Genomic DNA, 12,298 nt, shown 5'->3' on the forward strand with positions numbered 1-12,298 from the left:
TCCTTTGTCGCGGCTGTCGTGATCACAGCAAGGGTGCCATGCCGACGGCGAACGCCCTTCCGAATTCCCGCGGCCCCGGGCGCCACCGCTACAGCTGGGCTGTGGCGCGGGGGCGACGCCGGGGCCGGGCCCATGTCCGCAGTACCGCCGGCCGCGCGGGAGGCCGAGGGCGGTTCCCGCGGGCGCGCCGGTGCGGCAGCCGGACGCGGAGCGGCCCGCTCCGGTCGCGGACGAAGGCGCCGGGGCGGTCCGCGGCGGCTCCGGAGCCGCTTCCCGGACCGGCACCCCCGTACCGGCGGCGGGGCGGCCGGAGTGTGGTGAGCGCCACCGCGCGCGGCCGCACCGGGAGCCCGGGCCGAGGCAACGCACCGGCCCGGGGACACGTCCTCCATGGCGTGGGCTCGGCAGGACGGCCCGGGGACAGCATGGTGACGGCACCGGGCAGCAGCGCTGCGAGCAGCAGGAGCCGGGGCCCCGGGACGGCTCGCCGAGCACTGCGCGTCATGGCCGGAACCCTACCCGGGGTGGGTATCCGATCCGAGGACCCACCCCGAGCTTGATTAGGATTAGTCACACTATGTCCCCAGATGGGCTCTCTCCGCGCACCGCCTGGCCGGTCGCCCTACTGATCGGCCTCGCCGGCGCGGCCTACACCGCGTGGGTGCTCGAAGTCGTCCTCTCCACGGGCCTCAACCCCATCGAGACGTACGTCAGCGAGCTCGCCGCCCAGGACCAGCCGCTCGGCGGCCTCTTCCGGGCCACCGACTTCACCGCCGGAATGCTCGCCTTCGCCGGCGGCCTGCTGGCCCTGATACGGCTGCTGAAGTACGCGGAGTCACGCCGCCTCTGGGCGGTCGTCGGCTGGGCCGGGGTCACCCTCTTCGGCGCGGCCACCGCCGCCGACGCCTGGCTCCCGCTGAGCTGCACGCCCACCGCGGACCCCGAATGCGCCGCCCGCGAGACCGCCGGGCTCGTCCCCGCCACCCACCAGGCCCACGCCGTCAGCAGCACCCTCGCCATGACCGGGGCCCTCGTGGGCCTGGTGGCCCTGACCGTCGCCGCCCGCCGCTACGGCTGGTTCGCCCCGCTCGCCCGCTACGGCCCCGCGCTGGTCGCGCTGGAGCTGCTCGCCACCGCCTGGACCCTGTCCGCCATCGCCATGTTCACCGCCGGACGCGGCACGTGGGCGCTCGGCGCGGGCCAGCGGCTCCAGGTGCTACTGGTGGCGATCTGGCTGGGCCTCCTCGCGTACTCCGTCCACAAGGAACGCCGCACATGACCACCCCCGCCCCGCCACCCCCGCACCACGCCGGGACCGGCCGTTTCGTGCGGGTCGGCGGGGACGTGCTGCATGTCGTCGTCGAGGGCCGGGGACCCGTGTGCGTGCTCAGCGCCGGACTCGCCATGGCCTGGTTCGACTGGGACGCGGTCGCCACGCTCCTCGCCGCCCGGGGCCGTACCGTCGTCCGCTTCGACCGCCCCGGCCACGGCCTCAGCGGACCGGCCACCGCACCGCCCACCACCGCCGGGGAGGCCCACCGGATCGCCGGGCTGCTCGACGCCCTGGGGTACGGCGGGCCCACGGCCGCCCCCGTCACCGTCGTCGGGCACTCGATCGCCGCCTTCCACGCCGAGGGCTTCGCCCGCCTCCGCCCGGNGTACGGCGGGCCCACGGCCGCCCCCGTCACCGTCGTCGGGCACTCGATCGCCGCCTTCCACGCCGAGGGCTTCGCCCGCCTCTGCCCGGAGCGCACCGCCGCCCTGGTCCTCCTCGACGGCAGCGTGGAGGAGAACCCCCGTACGGTGCTGCCCGCCGCGCTCCGCACCGGCGCGGCCCGCGCCCTCGGCCGGGCCGCCACCGCCGCCGGGCTGCCGGCCGCGCTCGGTCCGGCGGCCCGGCGCGCCACCGTACGGGCCACCCGCACCGGCGGCGCGGACCCGGCCCCGGAGGACCTCGTACGCCGCTGCTACCGCACCGGCCGCGTCTGGCGCGGAGCCCTGCTGGAGAACTCCCGCTACCTGGACATGGCCGCCGAACTCGCCGCGCTGCGCCGGACCCGCCCGCTGACCGCCCCCGCCACCGTCCTCGCCGGCCACGACGGATCGTCCGGCCGGGGCGCGCTGCGCTGGCTGGGCCGCCAGGCGGACCTCGCCGACCTGCTCGGCGCCCGCTTCGAGGTCGCCGAGCCCGCCGGCCACCTGGTCATGCTCGACCGCCCGGACCAGGTGGCCCGGGCGGTCGTGGAAACGGGTGAGCGGGAGCGGCGGAACGCCCGCTGACAGGGCCTTGTCCATGCGGCCGGGTCAGCGCCATGCGGCCGGGTCAGCGCCTGGCGTAGACCTTCTCGACGAAGCCCGCCAGCTGGTCCTCGGACAGGTGCTGGGCCAGGTCGGCCTCGCTGATCATGCCGACCAGCTTCTTGTCCTTGATCACGGGAAGCCGCTTGATCTGGTGGCTCTCCATCTCGTCCAGCACGTCGGACACGTCCGCGCCGGCGTCGATCCAGCGCGGAGTGCCCTTGGCCATGTCCCCGCACGTCATCTTCGCCGGGTCCAGGCCCTTGGCCACGCAGTTCACGACGATGTCGCGGTCGGTGACGATCCCGCACAACCGCTCTTCGGTGTCGCTGATGGGCAGCGCACCCACATTGAGCCGGGCCATCAGCTCGGCGGCCCGGTCAAGGGTCTCGTGCGCCGGGATCCACTGGGCCCCGGGGTGCATGATGTCTGCGGCGGTGGTCATGGCTGAACCTCCTGAGCGCGCCGGTCACGGCCGGACGCGGGTGCGCCAGGCCCGGCGTCCCCACCGGGATGCGGCCGGGTCGGCCCACCCGACGGCCCCCGGACGGCGGAGCGCACGCCCGTACGGGTGAGAGGGCGCCTCCCCCCACCGTACGAGCGTGTCCCGTCACCCGCGCGGTGTGGCTCCGCGCTGCTTCAGCATGTCCGCCATCAGGGTCAGCTCCGAGCGCTGCGCGTCGACCATCCCCTGCGCCAGATCCCGCTCGACGGGGGTCGCGCACAGCCGCGCGCATCCCTCGGCCATCGTCACCCCGCCCATGTGGTGGTCGGTCATCAGCTGGAGGAAAAGCACCTCCGCGTCCCGCCCCGAAGCGGCGCCGAGCTGCTCCAGCTCCTCCTTGGTGGCCATGCCCGGCATCAGCGCACCGGGCTTGGCGGGGCCGTGCCCGGCCTGTCCGCCATGGCCGGCCTGTCCGCCGTCGCCGCCGTGGCCGTCGTGCCCGCCCGAGGTCCCCATCCACGACATGGGCGGCTCGCCGGCCACCACCTTCGGCAGACCCCACAGGTCCAGCCAGCCGAGCATCATGCCCCGCTGGTTGGCCTGCGTGTTGGCGATGTCGTAGGCGAGGGTGCGTACCGCCTCGTCCTGGGTGCGGTCCCGCACGATGAACGACATCTCCACCGCCTGCTGGTGGTGGACCGCCATGTCCCGGGCGAAGCCGGCGTCGGCGGAGTGGAGCCCCGGCGTCCGGGGCGCGGGCGCCGGCCGGGCGGCGGAACCGCCGTTCGCGGCGGCGACCGTGGCCGCCGCCGCGAACAGCAGCGCCAGCAGGACGGCCGCGCCCGCGACCCAGTACGTACGGGGGATCGCGCGGCTCACTTGCCGGCCAGCCCGTTCGTGCAGGCCGCGCCCGGCTCCGGCGTCTGCTCGCCCTGTACGTACTTGGTGAAGAACTGCTTGACCCGGGGGTCGTCCGCATTGTCCACCGTGAGCTGCTTGCCCCAGGCGCTGAGCATGATCGAGCCGGTCTGCTCCTTGACCGGGCTCATCAGCGTGTACGGCGTCTTGCCCACGGTCGCGGCGAGCTTGTCCACATCGGCCGGGGCGGCCTTGTCGTTGTAGGTCACCCAGACGGCGCCGTGTTCGAGCGAGTGGACGGCGTTCACCTCGGGCACCGGGCTCTTGTAGACATCGCCGTTGCAGTTCATCCAGCGGGGGTGGTGGTCACCGCCGACCGGGGGGTTCATCTCGTACTTCACGGGCGTCTCGACGTGGTTGCGGCCCAGCGTCTTCGCCTCCCAGAGCTTCTCGCCCTCGACGGGCTTCTTGCGGATCTCCTCCGCCTCCTTGCGGAGCTGCTCCGCGGCCTCCTGCTTGCGCTGCTCGGCCTGCTTCTGGTCGATCAGCACCCAGGCGCCGAAACCGACGAGACCGACGACGACGGCCGACGAGACGGTGATCGCGATCGCCTTGTTGCGCCGCTCCCGGGCCTTCTCGACGCGGCGCATCTCGGCTATGCGCGCCTGACGGGAGTTCGGGTCGGTGTGCTGGGGGGTCCTGCCGGACTTGCTGGCCATGTGCCCTGGTTCCTTCTTCTGATGAGGGGGGTGGATGGAACGCAAAACCGGACCCGTCAGGTCCGCAGCACCTGGAGAACATGCAGGTCGGGGGCGCGCGCCAGCGCCTCGGGCGGCCGGATCCGCCCCGCCGCCGTGGTGTGCGCGGACGGCAGCGGCCCGCCGCCGGTCACGGTCACGGCGGGCGGCGGCACGGGCAGCACGGCCGGGGGCACGTGCGCGAGGGGGGAGCAGCCGGGCGGCTCGTACGGGGACACGCAGACGGCGTGCGCCGTCCCGTGAGCCGTGCCATGTGTGGTGGCGTGGGTCGTGCCGTCGGCCATGTGGGGGGTCGTGCCGTGCGCCCGGACCTCGGAGGAGGCGGACGACTCACCGGATCGCGCACACAGGAACAGTGCGCCGACCAGCATCCCGAGCACCGTCAGCAGCACGGCACGCCGAAGCGCGGAACGTCCGCGACGCCCCCGCTGCGTGTCCTGCCGGCCCCCCATGGGCGCAGATGGTAATGCTCATGACCGGGCCGAGGTCAGTGCGGGGGTGCCGCGACCTTTCCCAGGTGCGTAATCTGGCGGAAACCACCACTGGCGATACTGAGCCGGCCCGAGTGCGCCGCGACCGGTCAGGCGGTGGTGCACAGGCCGTCTGAACTGCGAGGATGAAGGCATGGACAAGCAGCAGGAATTCGTCCTCCGGACGCTTGAGGAGCGCGACATCCGCTTCGTGCGCCTGTGGTTCACCGACGTACTGGGCTTCCTGAAGTCCGTCGCGGTCGCCCCCGCGGAGCTGGAGCAGGCCTTCGACGAGGGCATCGGCTTCGACGGCTCCGCCATCGAGGGCTTCGCACGGGTCTACGAGTCCGACATGATCGCCAAGCCGGACCCGGGCACGTTCCAGATACTGCCGTGGCGCGCCGAGGCCCCCGGCACCGCCCGCATGTTCTGCGACATCCTCATGCCGGACGGCTCCCCGTCCTTCGCGGACCCGCGCTACGTCCTCAAGCGCATCCTCGCCAAGACCTCCGACCTGGGCTTCACCTTCTACACCCACCCGGAGATCGAGTTCTTCCTGCTGAAGGACAAGCCGCTGGACGGCACCCGCCCGGTCCCGGCCGACAACTCCGGCTACTTCGACCACACCCCGCAGAACGTGGGCATGGACTTCCGCCGCCAGGCGATCACCATGCTCGAATCCATGGGCATCTCGGTCGAGTTCAGCCACCACGAGGGCGCCCCGGGGCAGCAGGAGATCGACCTGCGCTACGCCGACGCCCTCTCCACGGCCGACAACATCATGACCTTCCGCCTCGTCATGAAGCAGGTCGCCCTCGAACAGGGCGTCCAGGCCACCTTCATGCCCAAGCCCTTCTCGGAGTACCCGGGCTCGGGCATGCACACCCACCTCTCCCTCTTCGAGGGCGACCGCAACGCCTTCTACGAGTCGGGCGCCGAATACCAGCTCTCGAAGGTCGGCCGCTCCTTCATCGCGGGCCTGCTGCGCCACGCGGCGGAGACGGCGGCGGTCACCAACCAGTGGGTCAACTCCTACAAGCGCATCTGGGGCGGCTCCTCCCGCAGCGCGGGCGCGGGCGGCGAGGCCCCCTCGTACATCTGCTGGGGCCACAACAACCGCTCGGCGCTGATCCGCGTCCCGATGTACAAGCCGGGCAAGATGGGCTCCTCCCGCATCGAGGTCCGCTCGATCGACTCGGGCGCCAACCCGTACCTCACGTACGCCGTCCTTCTGGCGGCCGGCCTCAAGGGCATCGAGGAGGGCTACGAACTCCCGGCGGGCGCCGACGACGACGTCTGGGCCCTCTCCGACGCCGAACGCCGCGCGATGGGCATCGAACCCCTCCCGCAGAACCTCGGCGAGGCCATCTCCCTGATGGAACGCAGCGAACTGGTCGCCGAAACCCTCGGCGAGCACGTCTTCGACTTCTTCCTCCGCAACAAGAAGCAGGAGTGGGAGGAGTACCGCTCGGAGGTCACCGCCTTCGAACTCCGCAAGAACCTCCCCGTCCTGTAGCCCGGCCCTGCCGGGGCACGCACGACACTCCGGGCCGGTGGTCATCGACCACCGGCCCGGAGTCGTCTCACCGCCCCTGGGCCGTCCGTGGGCCGTCCGGCGCGGAACCCCGCCGGCCGGGACGCGAGCCGTCTGCTGAATTACCGTCAGTTCGGCCCAACCCTGCAAGCACAGTTGAAGGTTCTTCTGTTGAAAGGGGGAACGTTCCGCCCTCCGAAAGGCTCCCGGACGCCTTCGCAGGGAACGGTGAAGGGGAGTAGCGTCGTAGGTGAGACAGCCGCGCCGAATCGCCGTGTGCGGATGGCAGCGGGCGTCTCCTTCTCCCGTGACGGCAGCCGATGCGGCGCAATTTCCGGGGGTGCGGGAGAGCGGCATCTTCCCGACAACCACTAGGAGTCATCGTGTCCGGGGAATTGCTCTTCTACAGAAATGACGACGGCGTCATCGCCACAGGTCGCCTGGGGAGCGACGGCATCTTCACCCAGCTCGCGGACGGACGGCTCAGCGAGGACTGGACCCGAATCGTGGCGGTAGGACGGGAACTTCTCTTCTACCGCTCGGACAACGGTGTCATCGCCACCGGCCGGCTGGGGAGCGACGGCATCTTCACCCAGCTCGCGGACGGGAAGCTCAGCAACGGCTGGACCCACATCGTCCCCCTCGGCCGTGAGCTCCTGTTCTATCGGGCCGACAACGGTGTCATCGCCACCGGCCGCATCGACAGCAACGGCATCTTCACCAATCTCGCCGACGGACGGCTGAGCGAGGACTGGACCCGCATCAACGCCCTTGGCCGTGAGCTGCTCTTCTACCGCTCGGACAACGGTGTCATCGCCACCGGCCGCATCGACACCAACGGCATCTTCACGGGCCTCGCCGACGGCAGGCTCAGTCAGGGCTGGACCCACATCGACACCCTCGGCCGGGAGCTGCAGTTCTACCGGGCCGACAGCGGCGTCATCGCCACCGGCCGGATCGACACCAACGGCATCTTCAGGAACCTCGCCGACGGCAGGCTCAGTCCGGGCTGGACCCACATCGTCGCCCTCGGCCGCGAGCTCCTGTACTACCGCTTGGGCGACGGCGTCATCGCCACCGGCCGGATCGACACCAATGGCATCTTCACCAATCTCGCCGACGGACGGCTGGCGGCGAAGTGGAAGATCATCACCGGCGTCGCCTGACATGTGAGGTGCCCGACCTGCGTCAGCGGACCCCGGGACGGTCGCCCGGACCAGAACTCATCGCGACCGGCGCATGGCGTCCGAGGCGGCGGGTGGGGAGAGTTGGGGGATGGAACCTCTCGACGACGTCCGTACCGATGCCTATCTGCGCCGGCTGGGGGTGGTACGGCCCCGGCGGGCCACGGGCGGCTCGCTGCGCGAGCTGCATCTGCGGCACCTGAAGACCGTGCCGTTCGAGAACCTGGCGATCCACCTCGGCGAGGAGATCGCACTCACCCGCGACGCCCTCTTCGACAAGATCGTGACCGCCGGGCGCGGTGGCATCTGCTACGAACTGAACGGCGCTTTCGCCGAGTTGCTGGGCGCTCTCGGGCACCGGGTGGAGCTCCTCCAGGCGCGGGTGTACGGCAAGGACGGCGAGCTGGGGATCCCGTACGACCACCTCGCGCTGCGTGTCGACGGGCGCTGGCTCGCCGACGTGGGCTTCGGCGAGCACAGTGCGTACCCGCTCGACCTGGACGAGCCCGGCGAGCAGAAGGATCCCGGTGGGGTGTTCCTGGTCAGGGCGGCCGCAGACGGTGCGGAGGGCGACCTCGACGTACTGCGCGACGGTGTACCGGCGTACCGGCTGGAGGCCCGGCCCCGGGTGCTCGCCGACTTCCGGACCGGCGCCTGGTGGCACAGCACCAGCCCGGAGTCCGGCTTCACCAGGGGCCCGGTCTGCTCCCGGATCACCGAGGACGGCGGCCGGATCACCCTGCGCGACCACACCCTCATCGCCACCTCGGCGGAGGGCGGCCGTAAGGAGGAGGAACTGGCGACCGGCGAGGAAGTGCGGGCGGCCTACCGCGCAGAGTTCGGCATGGTGCTCGACCGGCTGCCCGTGGCCCTCCACCCCCGGCCCCAGGGGGCGTGAAGGGGGGCGCGAATTGTCGAAACGATACGGCCGCGGGCATTGGAGTGAACTGCCGTTCCCGGCGGTGCCCTCGCGCTGTTGGACCGGCCGACGCGCACATCGATCGCGCGTCGTCGTTCCACAGATCCTTAGGGGAGTCATGCGTATTCGTTCTGCTGTCACCGCGTCCGTCCTGGCCGCCGGCATCCTGCTGGGCGGGGCCGGTGCCGCCCTGGCCAACGACGGGGTCGACATCGACTACTTCTCCGGCGGTCGCGCGGGCTACTCGTCGAACTGCTCCTCGCTCGCCGCGGTGCCCGCCAGCCGCCCGGCGTTCACGGGCCCGATCTACACCTCGAACTGCATCGCGGACGGCGAGCACGAGTGGGCGAAGGGTCACCACCTGGGCGCCTGACCCGGACGGCTCGCGCCGCGGGGGCGGACCGACACCGACGTCGGCCGCCCCTGCGGCGTTCCCGGCGCCCGGTCGTCCTCAGGCCCCCGCCGTGCCCTCCAGGGAGGGCACGGCGGCGGTCTTGGTCAGAACTTTGCCCGGCGATCCACATACGGCCGGCCGATCTCGCGCAGGTGCGGACTGATGGATGCCCTCACACGCAGCCCCGAAGACGACCCGTGCCCGGCCGTACGCGCCGTGCCCGCCGTGCCCGCCGTACCCGCCGTGCACGCCGATCGTCCGCTCACCCGGACGATCCCGGCCCCTGCCCCCGAGCGCGTCTGGTACGCCTCCTACGGCTCCAACATGCACCTGGACCGCCTCACCGCCTACATCGCCGGCGGCATCCCGCCGGGGGCGACGCACGCCCACCCGGGCTGCCGCGACCGGCGGGCGCCCGAGCGCTCGGTCCCGGTCGAGCTCGACGGCAGCCTGTACTTCGCCACCGAGTCCCTGATGTGGACGGGTGGACGCGGCTACTACGACCCCAGCGCCCCCGGCCGGATCCGCGGGCGGGCGCACCTGGTGACCGCCGGCCAGCTGTCCGACATCGCCGCGCAGGAGATGGGCCGGGAGCCCGGAGAAGACCTCGACCTCACCCACGTCCTCCGGGACGGCCGCCACGCCCTCGGCCCCGGCCGGTACGAGACACTCGTCTGCCCGGGCACGATCGACTCGATCCCGGTGGTGACCTTCACCGCGCCGTGGACCCTCCGCGATGTCGAACTACGCACCCCGTCCGCCGCCTACCTGCGCCACCTGGCCGCCGGCCTCCTGGACTCCGGCCCGTGGACGCGACAGGACACCGCCGAATACCTCTCCACCTGCCCCGGCGCCGCCGGCACCTGGACCCCCGACCGCATCCACGCCCTCCTGGCCGCCGCACCGACAGGGCCTGGACAGGCGCAGGTCAGCGGACCGCGCGGTGCCAGGTGGGGCGGGTGGGGGTGGCCGGGGTGGTGAAGGTGTGGAGTTCGGCGTCCAGGCCGAGGACCGTCGTGGTCGTCGTGCCGCCGGGCTCCAGGACGGCCGCGGGGGCGCCCGCGAAGAGCATGCGGGACTCCGCCCAGGCCGGCGGGCCGCCGAGGCCCGAGGTGCTGACCGTACCGCTGTCCGCGCGGCCCGCCACGTGGCGGCCCGCGGCGCCGACCGCGCCGTAGCCGGCCCGGCCGCCCGCCTCCGTGACGCTGGAGACCTGGGGCCTGGTCGCGGGCCCCGCCGTGACCACGGCCGTGCGCACCACGCCCGAGTCGGGCCGCCGGAAGTACAGGCGCACGCCCGCGCCGTCCGGGGAGGCCGTCAGCGGGACCGTCGTGGCCGGCAGGCCCGTCGGGGAGGGGCCGCGCAGCGGGCCGTCCGTGCCCGCCTGGGTCCAGGCCAGTACCGAGGTCGTGGTCGTCGCGTACACGTGCCGCCGCCCGGCGGCGTCGACCGCCGTGACGGGGTCGCTCTGCAGGTCCTCGCCGCCCAGGCGCTGCCAGGGGGAGAAGCCGCCGTCCGGCTGCTGCGCGACGGCGCGCAGGGTACGGCGGGAGTCGCGGAGGTAGACCGTGAGGAGGCCCCGCGCGTCCACCGCGGCCGCGGGTGCGCTGATCGCCGAGGTGCCGTCGTCGTCGCCCTTCTCGGGTGTGCCGAGCGACTGCCACGCGCCGAACGCCGCGTCCGGCGCGCTCTGGACGGCGTACACGACCTCGCGCCGGTAGTCCGAGGGGCCGGGACCGAGGACGGTGCGGGTGGCGAGGACGGCGACGCGGCCGTCGGGCAGCCGGGCGGCGGTCGCCCCCGGGTCGATGCCCGTGCCCGCGAGGAGGACCGGCTTCTCCCAGACGCCGCCGGAGTCGCGCCGCCAGTACGCCATGCGGCCGTCGAGCACGGTGAAGGCCCAGAGGCGGCCCGGCGTCCCCTCCGTCAGCCAGGACGCGTTGTCGGCGCGGGTGTAGCGCAGCGACTGGGCCCAGTTGCGCCCGGTCGGGTTGCCCGCGACCTTGCGGTCGCCGCAGCCCGAGGGGCTTCCGCAGTGGTCCTGGCGGTCCTGCCAGGCGTAGGTCCGCAGGTAGTCGGTCTTCGTCTCGGCCGTCTGCGGGTCCAGGGAGTGCGGGAGCGTGCTGTTGTGGTAGCCGAGGTAGCTCTGGACCGAGAAGTGCGGGCGCCGCTGGATCTGTTCGGCGTAGGCGGCGGTGGCGGCCTGCACGAAGCGGGCGCCGTACATGTGGTCCTGGTGGTCGGTGTAGCGGCCGTTCTCCCCGTACCGGCCGGGGGTCGGGTCCTGCATCCGTATCGTCGTGGGCCGGTACTGCTCCAGGACCCCGGCTATCGTCCGTATCAGCTGGTCCTTCGTGTACGTGAAGCCCTGCTTGACCGGGGTCCCGGAGGTCAGGTGGGACTCCAGCGCGGGTATGCGGCCGTTCCACAGGCCGCGCAGGCTCTCGGGGGTGTCCCCGCCGGTGCTGCGGGCCTCGCGCAGCATCAGCCAGACCAGGTTGATCTGGGGTTTTGCCATGAGTATGTCGACCTCGGCGCGGCCGCCGCCGGCGGTGGGCACGACGGTGCGCTTCCATGCGCTGGTGCGGTCGCCGGTGGCCATCTGGGCGTAGGCGGAGCGGATGCCGTTCTGCCGTGCCTCGGCGTAGTGGGCGCGGTCGGCGGGCTGTTCGGGGTCCTGGGCGGCGTCGCCGTGCGCCTGGTTGCGGCCGTCGGACTCGCCCGAGGTGAGGTAGGCGGTGGTGACCTGGGTGCCGGAGCGGAGGGAGCGGCTGAGGTCGGGGTTCATGAAGAACAGGTCGTCGTCGGGGTGCGCGACCACCTGCACGACGGAACCGGCGGTGACGCTCGCCGCGGCGACGACCGTCGGGGACTTCGCCTGGGCGGCCCCGGCGGAGGTCTGCTGGCCGGAGGCCACGGAGAGCACGCCGGTGGTGCCGGCTGTCAGCACGGTGAGCAGGGCCGCGAAGCGGCGACGGGTCACGGGCATCGGGCACGCCTTGGGTTCGTTCCGGGCAGAACAGGACAGGGCAGAACAGGACAGGACGCGGGAAGCGCATCGCTGAGCAGTCAGAGAGAGGCGGAATCGGCGAACTTGGTTCACCGGGGCGGTCGATGAGTGTTTCCTTTTGGCGCTGCCTGCCAAGTGCGGCTGAAGCGGAGCCGGTTGCTCCGCTGCGAGGGCGGGCCTCCGCCCATGGCCCGGCCCCGCGGCGCGGTCCCGCGCGGCCGTGCGGCCCGGCGGCCGCGGCGGGTCTGCTGCGCGGCGGTTGCGGGTTCGCGCGTGCGGGCGTCGGGTGCCGTGGCTCCGGTGGTGCGGCTCTGTGCGAGGGTGCGCGTGCGCGCTGCCGGGTGCCGGGTGTCGTTGGCACTCCGGGTGGTGCGGCGCAGCTCGGGGGTGCGAACGTGTGGGGGCGCCAGTTACTGCCGGCGCTCCGG

Annotated in this window: 12 protein-coding genes and 1 pseudogene; 8 read left to right on the top strand and 5 right to left on the bottom strand. The window is 72.7% G+C overall.

Going from position 1 to position 12,298, the window contains the following annotated elements:
* The first annotated feature begins 577 nt into the window (after positions 1-577).
* From AAT21_RS03050 to AAT21_RS38585, 3 genes and pseudogenes are all read left to right on the top strand, one after another.
* On the top strand, positions 578-1,279 hold the full coding sequence (locus AAT21_RS03050; RefSeq protein ID WP_046775111.1) for a DUF998 domain-containing protein: 702 nt from the start codon (positions 578-580) through the stop codon (positions 1,277-1,279).
* Positions 1,276-1,657 (top strand): alpha/beta fold hydrolase (locus AAT21_RS38580; RefSeq protein ID WP_235438660.1); only part of this gene is annotated, 382 nt, incomplete at its 3' end. The genes AAT21_RS03050 and AAT21_RS38580, both read left to right, overlap by 4 nt.
* 1 nt (position 1,658) lies before the next feature.
* Positions 1,659-2,280, top strand: a pseudogene (locus tag AAT21_RS38585) (alpha/beta fold hydrolase); the annotation flags it as partial.
* A gap of 43 nt (positions 2,281-2,323) precedes the next feature.
* On the opposite strand, the gene AAT21_RS03060 reads toward AAT21_RS38585, so the two are convergent.
* From AAT21_RS03060 to AAT21_RS03075, 4 genes are all read right to left on the bottom strand, one after another.
* Positions 2,324-2,743: a CBS domain-containing protein gene (locus tag AAT21_RS03060; RefSeq protein WP_046775113.1), complete on the bottom strand. Its 420-nt coding sequence runs from the start codon at positions 2,741-2,743 to the stop codon at positions 2,324-2,326.
* A gap of 165 nt (positions 2,744-2,908) precedes the next feature.
* The gene (locus AAT21_RS03065; RefSeq protein WP_046775114.1) at positions 2,909-3,622 is read right to left on the bottom strand and encodes a DUF305 domain-containing protein; all 714 of its coding nucleotides are present in this window, start codon (positions 3,620-3,622) and stop codon (positions 2,909-2,911) included.
* Positions 3,619-4,320 carry a DUF3105 domain-containing protein gene (locus AAT21_RS03070; protein ID WP_376123236.1) on the bottom strand — a complete coding sequence of 234 codons (702 nt, stop codon included), beginning with the start codon at positions 4,318-4,320 and terminating at the stop codon, positions 3,619-3,621. Before AAT21_RS03070 ends, AAT21_RS03065 begins: the two co-directional genes overlap by 4 nt.
* A gap of 56 nt (positions 4,321-4,376) precedes the next feature.
* Positions 4,377-4,811, bottom strand: a complete 435-nt coding sequence (locus tag AAT21_RS03075) for a hypothetical protein (protein ID WP_157879614.1) — start codon at positions 4,809-4,811, stop codon at positions 4,377-4,379.
* Between the two features lie 172 nt (positions 4,812-4,983).
* Between AAT21_RS03075 and AAT21_RS03080 the strand changes: the two genes are divergently transcribed.
* The 5 genes from AAT21_RS03080 (at position 4,984) to AAT21_RS03100 (ending at position 9,841) form a co-directional block, all read left to right on the top strand.
* On the top strand, positions 4,984-6,345 hold the full coding sequence (locus AAT21_RS03080; protein WP_030037474.1) for a glutamine synthetase family protein: 1,362 nt from the start codon (positions 4,984-4,986) through the stop codon (positions 6,343-6,345).
* 401 nt (positions 6,346-6,746) lie between these two features.
* The gene (locus AAT21_RS03085) at positions 6,747-7,529 is read left to right on the top strand and encodes a hypothetical protein (RefSeq protein ID WP_157879615.1); all 783 of its coding nucleotides are present in this window, start codon (positions 6,747-6,749) and stop codon (positions 7,527-7,529) included.
* A 109-nt stretch (positions 7,530-7,638) separates the two neighbouring features.
* Positions 7,639-8,445 carry an arylamine N-acetyltransferase family protein gene (locus AAT21_RS03090; protein ID WP_046775117.1) on the top strand — a complete coding sequence of 269 codons (807 nt, stop codon included), beginning with the start codon at positions 7,639-7,641 and terminating at the stop codon, positions 8,443-8,445.
* Between the two features lie 139 nt (positions 8,446-8,584).
* Complete coding sequence (locus tag AAT21_RS03095; protein ID WP_046775118.1) at positions 8,585-8,839, top strand: hypothetical protein; 255 nt, start codon at positions 8,585-8,587, stop codon at positions 8,837-8,839.
* 183 nt (positions 8,840-9,022) lie between these two features.
* Positions 9,023-9,841: a hypothetical protein gene (locus tag AAT21_RS03100; protein ID WP_046775119.1), complete on the top strand. Its 819-nt coding sequence runs from the start codon at positions 9,023-9,025 to the stop codon at positions 9,839-9,841.
* Here the strand turns inward: AAT21_RS03100 and AAT21_RS03105 are convergent.
* Positions 9,789-11,849, bottom strand: a complete 2,061-nt coding sequence (locus tag AAT21_RS03105; protein WP_046775120.1) for a PIG-L family deacetylase — start codon at positions 11,847-11,849, stop codon at positions 9,789-9,791. The genes AAT21_RS03100 and AAT21_RS03105 overlap by 53 nt on opposite strands.
* Positions 11,850-12,298: the final 449 nt, after the last annotated feature.

The organism is Streptomyces yangpuensis (assembly GCF_001005295.1).
GTDB lineage: Bacteria > Actinomycetota > Actinomycetes > Streptomycetales > Streptomycetaceae > Streptomyces > Streptomyces yangpuensis.